Source organism: Streptomyces sp. NPDC058662, assembly GCF_042716255.1.
Lineage (GTDB): Bacteria > Actinomycetota > Actinomycetes > Streptomycetales > Streptomycetaceae > Streptomyces.
This window is the reverse complement of the sequence record NZ_JBHXRU010000018.1, coordinates 37555-55377: the sequence shown is the minus strand read 5'-3', so window position 1 is coordinate 55377 and position 17823 is coordinate 37555. Positions and strand designations below refer to the sequence as shown.

At 70.6% G+C, this 17823-nt stretch carries 17 protein-coding genes; 7 read left to right on the top strand and 10 right to left on the bottom strand.

Features of this window, described 5'->3' with window-relative positions; all coding sequences use genetic code 11:
- Positions 1-3: 3 nt before the first annotated feature.
- The 8 genes from nuoH to ACFWUQ_RS09855 are packed head-to-tail and all read right to left on the bottom strand — an operon-like array spanning position 4 to position 9027.
- Complete coding sequence (gene nuoH, locus ACFWUQ_RS09890; protein WP_384535334.1) at positions 4-1377, bottom strand: NADH-quinone oxidoreductase subunit NuoH; 1374 nt, start codon at positions 1375-1377, stop codon at positions 4-6.
- Positions 1374-3890, bottom strand: a complete 2517-nt coding sequence (locus ACFWUQ_RS09885; protein WP_384535331.1) for an NADH-quinone oxidoreductase subunit G — start codon at positions 3888-3890, stop codon at positions 1374-1376. Before ACFWUQ_RS09885 ends, nuoH begins: the two co-directional genes overlap by 4 nt.
- A complete protein-coding gene (nuoF, locus tag ACFWUQ_RS09880; protein WP_384535328.1) occupies positions 3887-5284 on the bottom strand; it encodes an NADH-quinone oxidoreductase subunit NuoF in 1398 nt (465 codons plus the stop codon). Before nuoF ends, ACFWUQ_RS09885 begins: the two co-directional genes overlap by 4 nt.
- Positions 5284-6033, bottom strand: a complete 750-nt coding sequence (gene nuoE, locus ACFWUQ_RS09875; protein ID WP_384535325.1) for an NADH-quinone oxidoreductase subunit NuoE — start codon at positions 6031-6033, stop codon at positions 5284-5286. Before nuoE ends, nuoF begins: the two co-directional genes overlap by 1 nt.
- A complete protein-coding gene (locus ACFWUQ_RS09870) occupies positions 6030-7355 on the bottom strand; it encodes an NADH-quinone oxidoreductase subunit D (protein WP_384535323.1) in 1326 nt (441 codons plus the stop codon). The genes nuoE and ACFWUQ_RS09870 overlap by 4 nt, the downstream gene beginning before the upstream one ends.
- Positions 7355-8101 (bottom strand): NADH-quinone oxidoreductase subunit C, encoded by a 747-nt coding sequence (locus ACFWUQ_RS09865; RefSeq protein WP_384535321.1) that lies wholly within the window; start codon positions 8099-8101, stop codon positions 7355-7357. The genes ACFWUQ_RS09870 and ACFWUQ_RS09865 overlap by 1 nt, the downstream gene beginning before the upstream one ends.
- A complete protein-coding gene (locus ACFWUQ_RS09860) occupies positions 8098-8652 on the bottom strand; it encodes an NADH-quinone oxidoreductase subunit B family protein (protein ID WP_329380917.1) in 555 nt (184 codons plus the stop codon). Before ACFWUQ_RS09860 ends, ACFWUQ_RS09865 begins: the two co-directional genes overlap by 4 nt.
- A 15-nt stretch (positions 8653-8667) precedes the next feature.
- A complete protein-coding gene (locus ACFWUQ_RS09855) occupies positions 8668-9027 on the bottom strand; it encodes an NADH-quinone oxidoreductase subunit A (protein ID WP_384375927.1) in 360 nt (119 codons plus the stop codon).
- A gap of 878 nt (positions 9028-9905) precedes the next feature.
- Between ACFWUQ_RS09855 and ACFWUQ_RS09850 the strand changes: the two genes are divergently transcribed.
- From ACFWUQ_RS09850 to ACFWUQ_RS09825, 6 genes are all read left to right on the top strand, one after another.
- A complete protein-coding gene (locus tag ACFWUQ_RS09850; RefSeq protein ID WP_384535318.1) occupies positions 9906-10760 on the top strand; it encodes a C40 family peptidase in 855 nt (284 codons plus the stop codon).
- Positions 10761-10968: 208 nt separating this feature from the next.
- Positions 10969-11112 carry a hypothetical protein gene (locus tag ACFWUQ_RS09845; RefSeq protein ID WP_384535316.1) on the top strand — a complete coding sequence of 48 codons (144 nt, stop codon included), beginning with the start codon at positions 10969-10971 and terminating at the stop codon, positions 11110-11112.
- 306 nt (positions 11113-11418) lie between these two features.
- Positions 11419-12258, top strand: a complete 840-nt coding sequence (locus tag ACFWUQ_RS09840; RefSeq protein ID WP_384535315.1) for a hypothetical protein — start codon at positions 11419-11421, stop codon at positions 12256-12258.
- Positions 12215-13714, top strand: a complete 1500-nt coding sequence (locus ACFWUQ_RS09835) for a B12-binding domain-containing radical SAM protein (RefSeq protein WP_384535312.1) — start codon at positions 12215-12217, stop codon at positions 13712-13714. Before ACFWUQ_RS09840 ends, ACFWUQ_RS09835 begins: the two co-directional genes overlap by 44 nt.
- Positions 13711-14358: a dTMP kinase gene (gene tmk, locus ACFWUQ_RS09830; RefSeq protein ID WP_384535309.1), complete on the top strand. Its 648-nt coding sequence runs from the start codon at positions 13711-13713 to the stop codon at positions 14356-14358. The genes ACFWUQ_RS09835 and tmk overlap by 4 nt, the downstream gene beginning before the upstream one ends.
- Before the next feature lie 4 nt (positions 14359-14362).
- On the top strand, positions 14363-14806 hold the full coding sequence (locus ACFWUQ_RS09825) for an NUDIX domain-containing protein (protein ID WP_384535307.1): 444 nt from the start codon (positions 14363-14365) through the stop codon (positions 14804-14806).
- 136 nt (positions 14807-14942) lie between these two features.
- On the opposite strand, the gene ACFWUQ_RS09820 is transcribed toward ACFWUQ_RS09825, so the two are convergent.
- Complete coding sequence (locus ACFWUQ_RS09820; RefSeq protein ID WP_384535304.1) at positions 14943-16226, bottom strand: geranylgeranyl reductase family protein; 1284 nt, start codon at positions 16224-16226, stop codon at positions 14943-14945.
- 245 nt (positions 16227-16471) lie between these two features.
- Between ACFWUQ_RS09820 and ACFWUQ_RS09815 the strand changes: the two genes are divergently transcribed.
- A complete protein-coding gene (locus tag ACFWUQ_RS09815) occupies positions 16472-16978 on the top strand; it encodes a GNAT family N-acetyltransferase (protein ID WP_384535382.1) in 507 nt (168 codons plus the stop codon).
- Positions 16979-17037: 59 nt separating this feature from the next.
- Here ACFWUQ_RS09815 and ACFWUQ_RS09810 read toward each other — a convergent pair whose 3' ends face one another.
- Positions 17038-17796, bottom strand: a complete 759-nt coding sequence (locus ACFWUQ_RS09810) for a GntR family transcriptional regulator (RefSeq protein WP_384535302.1) — start codon at positions 17794-17796, stop codon at positions 17038-17040.
- Positions 17797-17823: the final 27 nt, after the last annotated feature.

The following is a 17823-nucleotide window of genomic DNA, read 5'->3' as shown; positions in this document are numbered from 1 at the left end:
TTCTCAAGCCTCCTCTCGGTCACTGTCAGTGTTCGTTCCGCCGATGGCCGCCGGTTCCCGTTCGCCGCGGGGCCGTCGGCGGGGTACGGGTGCCAGGCGCTGGCCGGGCTTGGGCGGTACGGGGAAGCCGCCGGCGAGCGGGTCGAAGGGCTCGTCGGCCGCGGCCTTGCCGGCCTGCTCGACGGCCGCCTTCTCGCGTTTGTCGCGGTACAGGTCGGCGACGAAGGAGAGCAGCAGGACGGCGACGACGGCGCCGCCGACGTACAGGACGATCTCGCTGAAGTCGTAGGCCTCGTTGCGCAGGGCCCGGACGGTCGCCACGAGCATCAGCCAGACCACGGAGACCGGGATCAGGACCTTCCAGCCGAGCTTCATCAGCTGGTCGTAGCGCACGCGCGGCAGCGTGCCGCGCAGCCAGATGAAGAAGAACAGCAGCAGCTGCACCTTCAGGACGAACCAGAGCATCGGCCACCAGCCGTGGTTCGCGCCCTCCCAGTACGTGGAGATCGGCGCCGGGGCCCGCCAGCCGCCCAGGAAGAGGGTGACGGAGACCGCCGAGACGGTGACCATGTTGACGTACTCGGCGAGCATGAACAGCGCGAACTTGATGGACGAGTACTCGGTGTTGAAGCCGCCGACCAGGTCGCCCTCGGACTCCGGCATGTCGAAGGGGGCGCGGTTCGTCTCGCCGACCATCGTGATGACGTAGATGATGAAGGAGACCGGCAGCAGGACGATGTACCAGCGGTCGGCCTGGGCCTCCACGATCGCCGAGGTCGACATCGACCCGGAGTAGAGGAACACCGAGGCGAAGGCCGCGCCCATGGCGATCTCGTAGGAGATCATCTGCGCGCAGGAGCGCAGGCCGCCCAGGAGCGGGTACGTGGATCCCGAGGACCAGCCCGCGAGGACGATGCCGTAGATGCCGACCGAGGCCACCGCGAGGATGTAGAGCATCGCGATGGGCAGGTCGGTCAGCTGCATCGTGGTGCGCTGGCCGAAGATGGAGACCTCGTTGCCCGCGGGCCCGAAGGGGATCACCGCGATGGCCATGAACGCCGGGATCGCCGCGATGATCGGGGCCAGGACGTAGACGACCTTGTCGGCCCGCTTGACGATGACGTCTTCCTTGAGCATCAGCTTCACGCCGTCGGCGAGCGACTGGAGCATGCCCCAGGGGCCGTGCCGGTTGGGGCCGATGCGCAGCTGCATCCAGGCGACGACCTTGCGCTCCCACACGATGGAGAAGAGCACCGTCACCATCAGGAACGCGAAGCAGAACACCGCCTTGATGACGACGAGCCACCAGACGTCCCGCCCGAAGAGGGACAGGTCCTCCGCGGCGAGCTGTACGAGATCACCGTGTACCGCGTTCACGCGCCCACCTCCGCAGTGGTGCCGTCGGCGCCGGCCGGGGTCGCGGGTCCGATCCGGACGAGGGTGCCCGGGCGGGCGCCGGTGTCGGCGAGGACGCCGGAACCGGTGGAGTTCAACGGGAGCCACACGACGCGGTCGGGCATCGCGGTGACCCGGAGCGGGAGTCGCACGCTGCCGGCGGGGCCGGTGACCGCGAGGACGTCTCCGTCCTTGACGCCCGTCTCGGCGGCCGTGGCGGCCGACAGGCGGGCGCTCGCCTCGTGCCGGGTGCCGGCCAGGGCGTCGTCGCCGTCCTGGAGCCGGCCCAGGTCCAGGAGGAGCCGGTGGCCCGCGAGGACCGCCTCGCCCGCTCCGGGGCGGGGCACCGGCACCCGGTCGGTGGACTGCTCGGTGGCGAGCTCGCCCTCCCAGGGGCCGAGCCGCTCCAGCTCCCGGCGTACGGCGTGCACGTCGGGCAGGGCGATCGGCCGGTCGGCCGCGTCGGCCAGCATGTGCAGCACGCGGGCGTCGGCGGGGGCGAGGCGCCGGGTCATCTGCTCCGGCTTGAGCGCGGCCTCGAACGGCCGGACCCTGCCTTCCCAGTTGATGAACGCGCCCGCCTTCTCGGCCACCGCGGCGACCGGGAGGACCACGTCGGCGTGGTCGGTGACCTCACCGGGCCGCAGTTCCAGGGAGACGACGAAGGCCTCCTGGAGGGCGATCCGCGCCCGGGCCGGGTCGGGCAGGTCGGTGACCTCCACGCCCGCGACCAGCAGGGCGGACAGTTCGCGCGAGGCCGCGGCCTCGACGATCTGGCCGGTGTCGCGGCCGTAGCGGTGCGGGAGCTCGTCCAGACCCCAGGCGGTGGCGACCTCGCCGCGGGCCCGCGGGTCGGTGGCCGGGCGGCCGCCGGGCAGCAGGGACGGCAGCGCGCCGGCCTCGACGGCGGCCCGCTCGCCGGCCCGGCGCGGGATCCACACCAGGGCGGCCCCGGTCGCGGCGGCGGCCCGGACGGCCGCGGTCAGCGCTCCCGGCACTCCGGCGAGGCGCTCCCCGACGACGATGACGGCGCCGGGCAGGCGCAGCGCCTCGGCCGCGACCGCCCCGCCCGCCTCCAGGCCGGTGCGGGTGGCGAGGGCGTCGAGCCACTCGGGCTCGGTGCCGGGGGCGGCGGCCAGCAGGGTGCCGCCGGCCTTGTCCAGGCCCCGGGTGGCGAAGGGGGCGAGGGCGAAGGTCCGCTGCTTGCGCGTACGGTGCGCCTTGCGCAGCCTCAGGAAGACCCCGGGGGCCTCCTCCTCCGACTCGATGCCGGCGAGCAGGACGGCCGGCGCCGCCTCCAGCGAGGCGTACGTGACCCCCGTACCGTCGAGGTCCTTGCCGGTGCCGGCCACGGTGGCGGCCAGGAAGTCGGCCTCCTCCGCGCTGTGCACGCGGGCCCGGAAGTCGATGTCGTTGGTGTCCAGCACGACGCGGGCGAACTTGGCGTAGGCGTAGGCGTCCTCGACGGTGAGCCTGCCGCCGGTGAGCACTCCGGCCCGTCCGCGCGCCGCGGTGAGGCCCGCGGCCGCGGCCGCCAGGGCCTCGGGCCAGCTCGCGGGGGCGAGGATCCCGTCGGCCCCGCGCACCAGCGGGGTGGTGAGCCGGTCCGGGCGCTGTGCGTAACGGAACCCGAAGCGGCCCTTGTCGCAGATCCACTCCTCGTTGACCTCGGGGTCCTCGGCGGCCAGCCGGCGCAGCACCTTGCCGCGGCGGTGGTCGGTCCGGGTCGCGCAGCCGCCCGCGCAGTGCTCGCACACGCTCGGGGAGGAGACGAGGTCGAAGGGGCGGGAGCGGAACCGGTACGCGGCCGAGGTGAGGGCGCCGACGGGGCAGATCTGGATGGTGTTGCCGGAGAAGTACGACTCGAAGGGGTCGCCCTCGCCGGTGCCGACCTGCTGGAGCGCGCCGCGCTCCAGCAGCTCGATCATCGGGTCGCCGGCCACCTGGTTGGAGAAGCGGGTGCAGCGCGCGCAGAGCACGCACCGCTCCCGGTCCAGCAGCACCTGGGTGGAGATGGGGACGGGCTTCTCGTAGGTCCGCTTCCTGCCCTCGAACCGCGATTCGGCGTTCCCGTGGGACATGGCCTGGTTCTGCAGCGGGCACTCGCCGCCCTTGTCGCAGACCGGGCAGTCCAGCGGGTGGTTGATGAGCAGCAGCTCCATCACCCCGCGCTGGGCCTTGTCGGCGACCGGGGAGGTCAGCTGGGTCTTGACGACCATGCCGTCGGTGCAGGTGATGGTGCAGGAGGCCATCGGCTTGCGCTGGCCCTCGACCTCGACGATGCACTGGCGGCACGCGCCGGCGGGGTCGAGGAGCGGGTGGTCGCAGAACCGGGGGATCTCGATGCCGAGCTGCTCGGCGGCCCGGATGACCAGGGTGCCCTTGGGGACCGACAGCTCGATCCCGTCGATGGTCAGCGAGACCGTGTCCTCGGCGGCCCGCCGCGGCCCCGCGGTCTCTCCGCCACCGGCGGGAGTGTCAGTGGTGACGGTCATGCGTTCACCTCCGTGTCAGCCCAGAGGGTCGACTTCTTGGGGTCGAAGGGGCAGCCCTTGCCCGTGATGTGCTGCTCGTACTCCTCGCGGAAGTACTTGAGCGAGGAGAAGATCGGGCTCGCCGCGCCGTCGCCGAGCGCGCAGAAGGACTTGCCGTTGATGTTGTCGGCGATGTCGTTCAGCTTGTCGAGATCGGACATGACGCCCTTGCCGGCCTCGATGTCGCGGAGCAACTGGACCAGCCAGTACGTGCCTTCCCGGCAGGGGGTGCACTTGCCGCAGGACTCGTGGGCGTAGAACTCCGTCCAGCGGGTGACGGCCCGCACCACGCAGGTGGTCTCGTCGAAGCACTGGAGGGCCTTGGTGCCGAGCATCGAGCCGGCCGCGCCCACGCCCTCGTAGTCGAGCGGGACGTCGAGGTGCTCGTCCGTGAACATGGGGGTGGAGGAGCCGCCGGGGGTCCAGAACTTCAGCCGGTGCCCGGGACGCATGCCGCCGCTCATGTCGAGGAGCTGGCGCAGGGTGATCCCGAGCGGGGCCTCGTACTGGCCGGGGCCCGCGACGTGCCCGGAGAGGGAGTAGAGCGTGAACCCGGGGGACTTCTCCGTGCCCATCGCCTTGAACCAGTCCTTGCCCTTGTTCAGGATCGCGGGGACCGAGGCGATGGACTCGACGTTGTTGACGACGGTGGGGCAGGCGTAGAGCCCTTCCACGGCAGGGAAGGGAGGGCGCAGCCGGGGCTGGCCGCGCCGGCCTTCGAGCGAGTCGAGCAGTGCCGTCTCCTCGCCGCAGATGTACGCGCCCGCTCCCGCGTGCACCGTGATGTCGAGGTCGAAACCGTTCCCGGGGCCCTTGCCGGCCCGCTGTTCGGCCGTGCCGAGGTAACCGGCCTCGTACGCCTCGCGCACGGCCTCGTGCAGGCGCCGCAGGACCGGGACGACCTCGCCGCGCAGGTAGATGAAGGCGTGCTGCGAGCGGATCGCGTAGCAGGCGATGATCATTCCCTCGATGAGGGAGTGCGGGTTGGCGAAGAGGAGGGGGATGTCCTTGCAGGTTCCCGGCTCCGACTCGTCCGCGTTCACGACGAGGTAGTGCGGCTTGCCGTCGCCCTGCGGGATGAACTGCCACTTCATGCCGGTGGGGAAGCCGGCGCCGCCGCGGCCGCGCAGGCCGGAGTCCTTGACGTAGGCGATCACCTCGTCCGGCGTCATCGCCAGCGCTTTGCGCAGGCCCTCGTAGCCTCCGTGGCGCCGGTAGGTCTCCAGCGTCCAGGACTCGGGCTCGTCCCAGAACGCCGACAGCACCGGGGCGAGCAGCTTCTCCGGGCTCGTGCCTCCTCCGGCGTCCGGCCGGGAGGTGCCTCCGAGGCTTCCGTTCGGTGTGGACACGGACATCACTCCCCTCCCTCGGTGGCGTTTGTGCCGCCGGCCTCGCCCCGCGGGTGCACGATCGAGGCGTGCGGGCTCTCGCCGCGGGAGAGCCGCAGTCCGATCAGGGAGGCGGGTCCGGCGCCGCCGGTCGCCTCGACGGCGCCCTCGCGCTCGTCCGGGAAGCCGGCCAGGATCCGGGCGGTCTCCTTGTACGTGCACAGCGGCGCGCCCCGGGTCGGGGCGACCGGGCGGCCGGCCAGCAGGTCGTCGACCATGGCCTTGGCGGACTCGGGGGTCTGGTTGTCGAAGAACTCCCAGTTGACCATCACCACGGGGGCGAAGTCGCAGGCCGCGTTGCACTCGATGTGCTCCAGCGTGACCCTGCCGTCGGGGGTGGTCTCGTTGTTGCCGACCCCGAGGTGCTCCTTGAGCTCGTCGAAGATGGCGTCGCCGCCCATCACCGCGCACAGGGTGTTGGTGCACACCCCGACCTGGTAGTCCCCGGACGGCTTGCGCCGGTACATCGTGTAGAAGGTGGAGACGGCGGTGACCTCGGCGGTGGTCAGGCCCAGCACCTCGGCGCAGAAGCGGACGCCGGTGCGCGAGACGTAGCCCTCCTGCGACTGGACCAGGTGCAGCAGGGGCAGCAGCGCGCTGCGGCTGTCGGGGTAGCGGGCGATGACCTCCCTGGCGTCCGCTTCGAGGCGCTCGCGCACCTCCGCCGGAAAGTCGGGGGCCGGCAGCTGGGGCATACCCAGCGAGATGTCTGTCATCGGTCGACGCCTCCCATCACGGGGTCGATGGAGGCGACGGCGACGATGACGTCGGCGACCTGGCCGCCCTCGCACATCGCTGCCATGGCCTGCAGGTTGGTGAAGGACGGGTCCCGGAAGTGGACCCGGTAGGGGCGGGTGCCGCCGTCGGAGACGACGTGGACGCCGAGCTCGCCCTTGGGGGACTCGACGGCCGCGTACGCCTGGCCGGCCGGTACCCGGAAGCCCTCGGTCACCAGCTTGAAGTGGTGGATGAGGGCCTCCATGGAGGTGCCCATGATGTTCTTGATGTGGTCGAGCGAGTTGCCGAGTCCGTCGGGGCCCATCGCCAGCTGGGCGGGCCAGGCGATCTTCTTGTCGGCGACCATGACCGGTCCGGGCTCCAGCCGGTCCAGGCACTGCTCGACGATGCGCAGCGACTGGCGCATCTCCTCCAGCCGGATGAGGAACCGCCCGTAGGAGTCGCAGGTGTCGGTGGTCGGGACGTCGAACTCGTAGTCCTCGTAGCCGCAGTACGGGTCCGACTTGCGCAGGTCGTGCGGGAGGCCGGCGGAGCGCAGGACGGGGCCGGTCGCGCCGAGGGCCATGCAGCCGGTCAGGTCGAGGTGGCCGACGTCCTGCATGCGGGCCTTGAAGATGGGGTTGCCGGTGGCGAGCTTGTCGTACTCCGGCAGGTTCTTCTTCATGGTCTTGACGAACTCGCGCAGCTGGTCGACGGCGCCGGGGGGCAGGTCCTGCGCGAGGCCGCCGGGGCGGACGAACGCGTGGTTCATGCGCAGGCCGGTGATCAGCTCGAAGATGTCGAGGATCAGCTCGCGGTCCCGGAAGCCGTAGATCATGATCGTGGTCGCGCCCAGCTCCATGCCGCCGGTGGCGATGCACACCAGGTGGGAGGAGAGCCGGTTGAGCTCCATCAGCAGGACGCGGATGACCGTGGCGCGGTCCGGGACCTGGTCGGTGATGCCGAGCAGCTTCTCGACGCCGAGGCAGTACGCCGTCTCGTTGAAGAACGGCGTCAGGTAGTCCATGCGCGTCACGAAGGTGGTGCCCTGCGTCCAGTTCCGGTATTCGAGGTTCTTCTCGATTCCGGTGTGCAGGTAGCCGATGCCGCAGCGGGCCTCGGTGACCGTCTCCCCGTCGATCTCCAGGATCAGGCGGAGCACTCCGTGGGTGGACGGGTGCTGGGGGCCCATGTTGACGATGATGCGCTCGTCGTCGGCCTTGGCGGCCGACCGGACGACCTCGTCCCAGTCGCCGCCGGTGACGGTGTAGACGGTGCCTTCGGTGGTCTCGCGCGCGGAGGCGTGGTTTGACGTGGACATCAGCTGTACGACCTCCGCTGGTCGGGAGCCGGGATCTGGGCGCCCTTGTACTCGACGGGGATGCCGCCGAGCGGGTAGTCCTTGCGCTGGGGGAAGCCCTGCCAGTCGTCCGGCATCATGATCCGGGTGAGGGCCGGGTGGCCGTCGAAGACCAGGCCGAAGAAGTCGTACGTCTCGCGCTCGTGCCAGTCGTTGGTCGGGTAGACGGGGACGAGCGTCGGGAGGTGCGGGTCGCCCTCCGGGACGGAGACCTCCAGCCGCAGCACCCGGCCGTGGGTGAGCGAGCGCAGGTGGTAGACGGCGTGCAGCTCGCGGCCCTTGTCGCCGGGGAAGTGCACGCCGGAGACGCCGGTGCACAGTTCGAAGCGCAGGGCCGGGTCGTCGCGCAGGGTGCGTGCGACCCGGACGAGGTGCTCGCGCGCGATGTGGAGGGTGAGCTCGCCCCGGTCGACCACGGTCTTCTCGATCGCGTTCTCCGGGACCAGGTCCTGCTCCTCCAGGGCGCCCTCCAGCTCGTCGACGACCTCGTCGAAGTACGAGCCGTAGGGCCGGGCGGAGGCGCCCGGCAGGGCGATGGTGCGGACCAGGCCGCCGTAGCCGCTGGTGTCGCCGCCGGCCTCGGCGCCGAACATGCCCTTGCGGGCCCCGATGACCTCGGGGCCGCGGTCGCGCGGGGCGGGGACGTTGCCGCCGTTGCCTCGGTCGCCGCCGTTGCCGCCGTTCGCGGGCTCTTGGGTCTCGCTCACCGGAGCAGCCCCTTCATCTCGATCATGGGGAGCGCCTTGAGGGCCGCCTCCTCCGCCTCGCGCGCCGCCTCTTCCCGGTTCACGCCGAGCTTGGAGCCCTGGATCTTCTGGTGGAGCTTGAGGATCGCGTCCATCAGCATCTCGGGCCGCGGCGGGCAGCCGGGCAGGTAGATGTCCACCGGGACGATGTGATCAACGCCCTGGACGATCGCGTAGTTGTTGAACATGCCGCCCGAGGATGCGCAGACCCCCATGGAGATGACCCATTTGGGAGCCGGCATCTGGTCGTACACCTGCCGCAGCACGGGCGCCATCTTCTGGCTCACCCGGCCGGCCACGATCATCAGGTCGGCCTGGCGCGGAGAGCCCCGGAAGACCTCCATGCCGAAGCGGGCCAGGTCGTACCGGCCCGCTCCGGTGGTCATCATCTCGATGGCGCAGCACGCGAGGCCGAAGGTCGCGGGGAAGACGGATGACTTGCGCACCCAGCCCGCGGCCTGTTCGACGGTGGTCAGCAGGAAGCCGCTCGGCAGCTTCTCTTCCAGTCCCATGGAAAATTCAGCCCCTCAGTCCCATTCCAGGCCGCCGCGGCGCCAGACGTAGGCGTAGGCGACGAAGACGGTGAGCACGAAGAGCAACATCTCGACGAGCCCGAAGATCCCCAGGGAGTCGAAGGTGACGGCCCAGGGGTACAGGAAGACAACTTCGATGTCGAAGACGATGAAGAGCATCGCCGTCAGGTAGTACTTGATGGGGAAGCGGCCGCCGCCGGCCGGCAACGGCGTCGGCTCGATGCCGCACTCGTAGGCTTCGAGCTTCGCCCGGTTGTACCGTTTTGGGCCGATCAGCGTGGCCATGACCACGGAGAAGATCGCAAACCCTGCGCCGAGGGCGCCGAGCACGAGGATGGGCGCGTACGCATTCACGCTCCTCGCTCCTTCCAGTCGTCCTTGACCGTTGGACCGCTGCGCCGGCCGGAGCCCCTCCAGCGGTGACCGGGGGCGTGCCCCGCCTCGCGAAGATCGTGTACATGTGAGGCAGTTCACAAGCCGGACTGCTGCGCATCTTATGCCCGCCCGTCTGTGATCTGCGACACGGGTTGCAAGACCGAGTTTGTGATCTCCACCACCTGACGAACGATCATCAAGTCCGATGAGTGGTGATCTTCATACGTGAAGCATCCACATGATCACCAAAGGTGACATCCGACCCCGTTGTCGCAGGTGGAAGGCGGGTTGCTCTATCAAATCGTGGCCCCTGCACGCAAATTGGCACCATCCGATGCCGGGTGGTAAGGGAATCCGCGTCCCCCGGTCGGGGGAGGCTCCGGGTAGCGAGGTGGACACGGGCCCGGACGGGCGGGGCGGGGTCGCGGACCGTGTGCATCCGTTCACGAGCCGCATCCGGCGGGCGGCCCGGCCGTCGCGGGGCATGAGGGGCCGCCGCCGCGGGTAGCCGGGTCCGGGGCGTCCGCCACCCCGGGGTCGGTCACGGTCGCCTCCACAGCGAGGTCACGACCGGGCCACAGCTACCTCACAGCGAGACACACCTGTGACCTGCGCCACACGGAATCCCGGCCACCGAAAGCGGGCTTGGCCAACAGTGCGCCGGGATGGTAGGCCCGGGATCAATACGGACTTAATGCTGAAACCCCATGATCACAGCCTCGTGAAGCCATGTCCGTTTCGCCCGTTACGGCGTCAATAGACGCCGTGGCGCGTCCGGTTAGCCCGGTTCGCTCCTAACTGTGGCGCACCCCACGTAGCTTGAAGGAAACCCTGACCCCCTGATAGCGGTTGTACCCATGTCCCACACCGCTCACATACCCAGCCACCGGAAGCCCCGCCGCAGCGCCTCGAAGCTCGCGGTCCGCGCCGGAGTTGCCGGTGGCGTCCTCAGCACCCTCGCCATGGCCGGCACCGCGAGCGCGTCCCCGACCGCCGAGCCCCTGGCCGAGACGACGCTCGAAATGCCGGTCCTCAACCTGGACCTGGGCGCCGAGGTCTCCTCGGCCGTCACCAAGGCGGCCGAGAACACCCGCGCCGCCGCCGTCGAGGGCGAGCTGACCGCCCAGGAGGAGAGCGCCCGCACCGGCGCCGCCGCCGAGGCGAAGAAGGCCAAGGAAGACGCCCAGCTGAAGGCCGACGCCGAGAAGAAGGCGAAGGAAGAGGCCGACCGCAAGGCCGAGGCCGAGCGCGCCAACCGCAGCACGGCCCGCGCCACCCTCGCCACCGCCTCCGGCTCCAACTCCACCGAGGGCTCCACGGCCAAGAGCTCCAAGAACTCCGTCAGCGCCCCGGCCACCGGCTCCGCCGCGGCCATCGTCAACTTCGCCCGCGCGCAGGTCGGCAAGGCGTACGTGATGGGCGGCACCGGTCCGTCCTCGTTCGACTGCTCCGGCCTCGTCCAGGCCGCCTACCGCCAGGCCGGCATCACCCTGCCGCGCATGTCCCAGGCGCAGTCCACGGCCGGCACGTCGGTGTCCCTGAACGCCCTGCAGCCGGGCGACATCCTCTACTGGGGTTCCAAGGGCAGCGCGTACCACGTCGCCGTCTACGTCGGCGGCGGCAAGTTCGTCGGCGCGCAGAACTCCGGCACGGGCATCGTCGAGCGCTCCCTGAGCTACGACAAGCCGACGGGCGCCGTCCGCGTCCTCTGAGGCCTCCCGGCGTCCCACGACGCCCGGCAGGCCCCCCGGCAAGCCCTCTGAGCACCGCTCGGGCCGCCGGGGACCGCTCTGGGGCCCTGAGGGCCGGTACTCCCCCGCTCGGGGGCGGAGTACCGGCCCTCAGGCCTCTCCAGCCCTCTCGCGAACACGCCGCCCCGCCAGGCCCGCGGAGCCGGCTCGGTTCCACCGGGGTGGCCTCGTGGACGCCCTCGTGGTCGCCACGGCCGCACTCTGCACTCCCCCGGTCCTGCTCGTCACGTCTGACACGTCGCACATCCCGGCGCTGTGCAAAGCCGCCGAGGAGCTTCCCGGCTCACCGAAGGTGAGGATCGTCCACGTGTGACGGCCGAACACCGCGAGCCGGGCCGCTCGGCTGTCCGACGAGCGGCCCGGCGTGGAGCCGTCAGGCGCGGGGAGCCATCTCCGCAAGCCCTGCCCACAGAGCGATCCGTCCGGCAGGGTTCCGCCCGGGGTTGCAGCCTGCCCACCGTTGCAAAACTGGTCCGGCAGGACGCAACCGAGCAGCCGTGGCAGGGAGGTACGCATGCGCCAAGTGGCGAGCTGCGGCCTGTCTGTTTCCTCTCGCTCATCCCACGCATTGCGCAGACTATGAATCTCAACCACTGCAACCGCGTCGGGAATTGAGCACATGCGTACCACGATCATGACGGAGCACCCCGGTTGGCACGAAACTTCGGGCGGTGAGCCGGTGCGCGTCGTCGAGCACCAGGGCGCCCCGTGGCTCGCCCACTGGGAGGCCGAGCGCGAGCACCTGCTGCTGCGCCCGCTGGACACCGAGGCCGGCGAGCAGCCCCCCGTCGCCTACACATCGGCGGTCGAGCTGCCGACCGCCGTCGAGGGGGCCCTGCTGCTCGACGAATTGGTTTCGCTGGGCACGGTCGCACGGCTCACGAACCCCTCGCTCTGGGACGCGATCACGACCGCCCTCCTTCGACAGGTGATCGGCGCCTCACAGGCCCGCAAGAAGCACCGCGCGTTCTACGCCGCGTACGGCCGCACCTGCGACACCCCGGCCGGCCCGCTCCCCCTCGCTCCCGCTCCCGAGGTCGTACTCGAACTCAGCGACGCGGGATTCACCGCGATCGGCGCCAAGTTCAACGCGAAGGGCCTACGCGCCGCTGCTACCGCTTACCTCGACCGCGGCGACCACTGGGCCACCCTCGACCCGGAAAGCCTCGTCAAGGAACTGTGCGAGGTCCGATACATCGGCCCGTGGACCGCCGCAGCAGCCGCGGCCGATTTCACGGGGGACCACTCCATCTACCCGCACGGCGACCTCGCCGTGCGCACGTGGGCCGGCCGAGCCGTGCCCAGCCTCGACCTGCCCGACGACGAGAAGCCGTTCGAGGCCCTGTGGCGCCGATGGGCACCCACCCGCAGCCAACTGCACGCCCTGACCCTCTTCACTCTCACATGGGGGAGCCATGCCCGTATCACCCGCCCAGGAGGAACACCGCACCACCCCTGACCTCATCGCCGGCGCCGACCCGAACCACGTACTCGATGCCCTGTTCGTCAACGCCCCATTGCGCGACTACGGCCTGCGGCCCCGGACCAACGACTACACCCTGCCCGTGCTCGGCATGGCATACATCGCCACCTACGCGCAGGAAGTCGGAGGGTTCAACGTCGGCGTCTTGGATGCCGAAGCACACGGCCTCGGTGTCGAGGAAACCGCCCAACTGATCAACACCGTCCGCCCCCGATGGGTCGGCATGAACCTCCTCGCCCCCACGTACGAGATGTCGGCCCGGATCGCCGAACTCCTCGACCCCGGCATCGCCGTCATGGTCGGCGGACACCACGCCCGAGCCATGCCCGCCCGCATCCTCGACGACCCCCGCATGCGGAACCTACGCGCCCTCGTCATCGGCGAGGGCGAGACCCGCGTCGCCGCCCTGCTCTCCGACGAGCGCCGCCGCGCCGAACTGCCCGGGGTCATGTGGCGCGACCGCCTGCTCGGCACGCACGGCGCCGGCATCGCGCACGGCAACACCGCCCAGTGGCTCGGTCCGGACATCGACGCCCTACCCCTCGTGAACCGTGCGTTCCTCCCGCAGGACCCCTACCTCGCCGACGACGGCCGAACCGAGGCAAACATCGTCGGCAGCAGGGGGTGCCCGTACGACTGCGGATTCTGCGGCGCCGCCGTCTCCGCGAACCCCGACGTCAAGATCAGGGCTCGATCGCCCGAGGGCATCGTCACCGAACTCGACCACCTGAACGCCACCTGCGGAACGACCGCGTACCGGTTCGTCGACGACCTGTTCCTCGGCGCCGAACGGGTGATCGTCCCGCAGATGAAAGCCTTCGCGGAACACCGGATCGGCGACCGGTACCTGTGGGACGCCACCGGCCGGATCAACGTGTTCTCGCGCCTCGACAAGGCCATGCACGCAACCCTCAAGGCCAACGGGCTGCGCGAGGTCGCTCTCGGTATCGAGTCCGGAAGCGACCGCGTTCTCGCCGGGATGGACAAGCGGATCACAGCCGGGATGACCGGGGAAGTGACCGACCGACTGCTCTCGCACGGCATCAACGTGAAGGGGTACTTCATCCTGGGCTACCCGGGGGAGACTCACGAGGACCTCGAAGCGACCGTGCGCCATATCCACCACCTGTGGACCCTCACCGACAAGCTCCCCGGCAACTTCCGCGCGAGCGTCTTCGAGTTCCGCCCCTACCCCGGTACCCCGATCTGGGACACCCTGATCAAGGCCGGCCACCACCCCGACAAGCTGCTCGCGTACTCCGACATCGACCTCACCGCGGACGGCGCCGACGAGTCGATGCGCGCCCGCGACGAGTTCAATTTCTCCGTCGGCATCCAGTTCGGCACGGTCCCCCTGCGCAAGCTGCGCTCGACCCTCGCCATGCTCACCCGCGAGCAGCACGCCCGGAACCGAATGGGGATCGCCGCATGACCGGCCCCGGCCTGTTCATCACGGTCGACGGCCCGAGCGCCGTCGGAAAATCCACCACCCTCGAAGAACTCGACCGCCTGCTGCGGAACGACGGCCGGCCCGTCTTCCGCACCGCCGAGCCGAGCGGAAGCGCCCTGGGGCAGTTCACCCGCACGAGCGCCGCGTTCCTCACCGGGCACGCCCTCGCCTGCCTCGTCGCCGCCAACCGGTACGAGCACGTCGAGGTCGAGCTGCGGCCGATGCGGGAAGCCGGCTTTACCGTCATCAGCGACCGCTATCTCGCCTCGTCGCTTGTCCTGCAACGCCTCGACGGCGTGAGCGAGCAGTTCGTGCTCGACCTGAACCGCGAGATCATGCTGCCCGACCTCGCCGTGATCCTCACTGCCGAACCGGACACGATTGCCGCCCGCCTCAAGAAGCGCGGCGTACGCCACCGCTTCCACTACGACCCGGGCGCCCCGAGCCGCGAGATCGACCTCTACGCCGAGGCGACACAGACCCTCATGGGCATGGGCGTACAGGTGCTCGTACTCGACTCCACCGCAACCGCCCCAACGGACGTAGCACGCCGAATCGCCGACGCGCTACCTCCGCACGGAGTAGCGTCCCGAGACAGCCCCAGCAGCCCGACGACCACACGGTGAACCCATGAGCCCCACACCCGCAACACCCGTCATCGACACGCACGTGATCCTGCGCGACGGCGACATGATCCTGCTCTCGCAGCGCGGCGGACCGTACGGCCACGGCCGGTGGCACGCACCCTCCGGCAAGCTGGACCAGGCCGAGCCCCTCACAGTCGGCGCCGCCCGGGAGCTGTGGGAAGAAACCGGGGTCACGGTCGCCCCCGAGCACCTGTGCCTCGTACACACCGTGCACCACAAGCAGAGCGAAACCGTCGAGCGGATCGGACTGTTCTTCCTCGCGACAGAGTGGGACGGCGAGCCCCGGAACCGCGAGCCCGAGAAGTGCCTAGCGCTTCGTTGGTTCCCCGTCGACGCTCTGCCCGAGGATCTCATCGAGTACCCCGCTGCGGGTCTGTACGGCTATCTCAAGGGTGCCGAGGTACTCACCGAGCACGGTTGGTCGTAGACCTCGCGAACGCCCCTGTCCGCCCGTCGGTGCCCTTGTGGCCGGCGGGCGGATTCATGCCTACGGCGCGAAAGGACTCTCGCCGTAGACTGTGACCTCGCTGTTCAGGGGCTGCTGTGCCGTCCCGGTTGCACGATCACGCGCGGGGAGCCACCTTCGAGAGGCCGTTGATGATGCGGTCCGCCGCGTCGCCGCCCGTCGGGTCGGTGAGGTTGGCCAGCATCTTGAGCGTGAACCTCATCAGCACCGGATGCGTCAGGCCGCGCTGCGTGGCGACCTTCATGACCTTCGGGTTGCCGATCAGCTTCACGAAGGCGCGGCCCAGCGTGTAGTAGCCGCCGTAGGTCTCCTTGAGCACCTTCGGATAGCTGTGCAGCGCCAGTTCGCGCTGCGCCGGGGTCGCCCGGGCGTGCGCCTGCACGATGACGTCGGCCGCGATCTGGCCCGACTCCATGGCGTACGCGATGCCCTCGCCGTTGAACGGGTTGACCAGGCCGCCCGCGTCACCGACCAGCAGCAGGCCCTTGGTGTAGTGCGGCTGCCGGTTGAAGGCCATCGGCAGGGCCGCGCCGCGGATGGGCTGCGTCATGTTCTCGGGGGTGTAGCCCCAGTCCTCCGGCATGGACGCGCACCAGGCCTTGAGGACCTCGCGCCAGTCCAGCTCCTTGAAGGCGGAGGAGGAGTTGAGGATGCCGAGACCGACGTTGGACGTGCCGTCGCCCATGCCGAAGATCCAGCCGTAGCCGGGCAGCAGCCGGTCCTGCGCACCGCGCCGGTCCCACAGCTCCAGCCAGGACTCCAGGTAGTCGTCGTCGTGCCGGGGGGAGGTGAAGTACGTCCGTACCGCGACACCCATCGGCCGGTCCTCGCGCCGGTGCAGGCCCATGGCGAGGGACAGCCGCGAGGAGTTGCCGTCGGCCGCGACGACCAGCGGCGCGCTGAAGGTGACCGGGGTCTTCTCCTCGCCGAGCTTCGCCTGCACGCCGGTGATGTGGCCGGTGCGCGGGTCGCGGACGGGCTCGCCGACGTTGCACCGCTCGTACAGCCGGGCGCCGGCCTTCTGCGCCTGGCGGGCCAGGGTCTCGTCGAAGTCGTCGCGCTTGCGGACGAGTCCGTAGTCAGGGAAGGAGGCGAGTTCCGGCCAGTCCAGCTGGAGCCGCTGGCCGCCGCCGATGATGCGCAGGCCCTTGTTGCGGAGCCAGCCGGCCTCTTCGGAGATGTCGATGCCCATCGCGACCAGCTGCTTGGTGGCGCGCGGGGTCAGGCCGTCGCCGCAGACCTTCTCGCGGGGGAATGCCGTCTTCTCCAGCAGCAGGACGTCCAGTCCGGCCTTGGCGAGGTAGTAGGCGGTGGTCGAGCCGGCGGGACCGGCTCCGACGACGATGACGTCCGCGGAGTGTTCGGAGAGGGGCTCGGTCACTGCGGTGTCTCCCGAAGGCTCGATACTCGATAAGGGGTGCCCAAAGACACCGGACCTGTGCAGTCTATGCAGCGAGAGAGACCGCGATCAGAAGGGCCGTCCCTTTGACCAGCTCACCCAGCTCGATCAGCCCGACCGGCCCGACCGGCCCGACCGGCTCACCCGGCCCGACCGGCTCACCCGGCCCGACCGGCTCACCCGGCCCGGCCGGCCCGGCCGGCGCGCACGCCTCGCGGACGCGGCCGCTGCCCTCCGTCCGGCTGCGCGTGCCCACCGACGAGGACGCGCACGCCTGGCACCGGGCGTTCGACGACCCCGACGTGATGGAGTTCCTCGGCGGGCCCGCGGAGCTGTCGGCGTACGAGGAGATCACCGCCCGCCAGCGCATGCACGACGCGCAGCTCGGCTACTGCCTGTGGACGCTGCTGGACGAGGAGGGCGCGGTGATCGGCTTCACCGGGGCGCAGCCCTGGCCCCGCGCCAAGGCGTGGGGTCCGGTGGGGGAGATCGAGATCGGCTGGCGGCTGGCGCGCGGGGCGTGGGGGCGCGGGTACGCGTACGCGGCGGCGCTGGCCACGCTGGAGCGGGTGCGGTCGGCCGGGGTGCCGCGGGTGGTGGCGATGATCGACGACGCGAACGCGCGGTCCATCGCGGTGGCGGAACGGCTGGGCATGCCGCTGGCCGCCCGCTTCCCCCTCCCGAACGGCACCCGCTACGCCCGCCGCTACGAACTGGACCTGACCCACCCCTGACCTCCGGCCCCCGCGCCCCTGGGGGGCGGGGGCGGGCGGGTGGTCCCGCGGCCACGGCGCTAGGCGTCGAAGTCGTACTCCAGCACGTAGGACGCGGAGTCCAGGGTCATCTCGTTGACCTCGACGACCCGGCCGTCGGCGGTGAACGCGGTGCGGACGATCTGGATGACCGGGGTGCCGAGGGAGAGCGCGAGCCGCTCGGCCTCGTCGGCCGAGGGCATCCGGGAGCGGATCTCCTCGCGGAAGTGGACGGGCTCGTGCCCCAGCTCGGCCAGCCTCGCGTACGTCCCACCGGGGCCGGTGTCGAGCTCGGTGACGGCGGAACCGGAAACGACGTCCGCCGGCAGGTACGACGTCGCGAAGAGCACCGGCTTGCCGTCCAGCACGAAGCGGCGGCGTCGCGCCCACACGCGGGACCCGGCGGGGATGCCGAGGACGTCGGCGATGCGGTCCGGTGCTTCCTCCTCGCCCACGTCGACCTGGTCGACGACAAGCTCGCGGTCCCCCGTGTCGGCGGACCAGACGGAGCGCCCGGAGCCCCACCGCTCCTGCGCCAGGCGCTGGATGCCGTGCCGTCGCAGGGGCTTGAAGGCCCGGACGAAAACGCCGGCACCCTTCCGCGCCTCCGCGAGGCCTTCGTTGCGCAGCACGCCCAGGGCCTGACGCGCGGTCATCCGGGCGACGCCGTAGGCGGCCATCAGGTCGTTCTCGCCCGGCAGGCGGTCACCCGGGCCGTACTCGCCCGCCTGCACAGCGGACCTCAGCACATCAGCGATCTGCTGGTACTTCGGCCGGCGCGCGCCGCCTCGGCTGGTCATCGACGATCACTCCTTCTCCCGCGGGCG

Excerpts from the sequence above, each read along its gene's own strand:
- ACFWUQ_RS09850 (WP_384535318.1), top strand. The coding sequence starts at position 9,906 with ATGTCCCACACCGCTCACATACCCAGCCACCGGAAGCCCCGCCGCAGC.
- ACFWUQ_RS09885 (WP_384535331.1), bottom strand. The coding sequence starts at position 3,890 with ATGACCGTCACCACTGACACTCCCGCCGGTGGCGGAGAGACCGCGGGG.
- tmk (WP_384535309.1), top strand. The coding sequence starts at position 13,711 with ATGACCGGCCCCGGCCTGTTCATCACGGTCGACGGCCCGAGCGCCGTC.
- ACFWUQ_RS09825 (WP_384535307.1), top strand. The coding sequence starts at position 14,363 with ATGAGCCCCACACCCGCAACACCCGTCATCGACACGCACGTGATCCTG.
- ACFWUQ_RS09840 (WP_384535315.1), top strand. The coding sequence starts at position 11,419 with ATGCGTACCACGATCATGACGGAGCACCCCGGTTGGCACGAAACTTCG.
- ACFWUQ_RS09835 (WP_384535312.1), top strand. The coding sequence starts at position 12,215 with ATGCCCGTATCACCCGCCCAGGAGGAACACCGCACCACCCCTGACCTC.
- ACFWUQ_RS09810 (WP_384535302.1), bottom strand. The coding sequence starts at position 17,796 with ATGACCAGCCGAGGCGGCGCGCGCCGGCCGAAGTACCAGCAGATCGCT.
- ACFWUQ_RS09870 (WP_384535323.1), bottom strand. The coding sequence starts at position 7,355 with ATGTCCACGTCAAACCACGCCTCCGCGCGCGAGACCACCGAAGGCACC.
- nuoE (WP_384535325.1), bottom strand. The coding sequence starts at position 6,033 with ATGACAGACATCTCGCTGGGTATGCCCCAGCTGCCGGCCCCCGACTTT.
- ACFWUQ_RS09860 (WP_329380917.1), bottom strand. The coding sequence starts at position 8,652 with ATGGGACTGGAAGAGAAGCTGCCGAGCGGCTTCCTGCTGACCACCGTC.
- nuoF (WP_384535328.1), bottom strand. The coding sequence starts at position 5,284 with ATGTCCGTGTCCACACCGAACGGAAGCCTCGGAGGCACCTCCCGGCCG.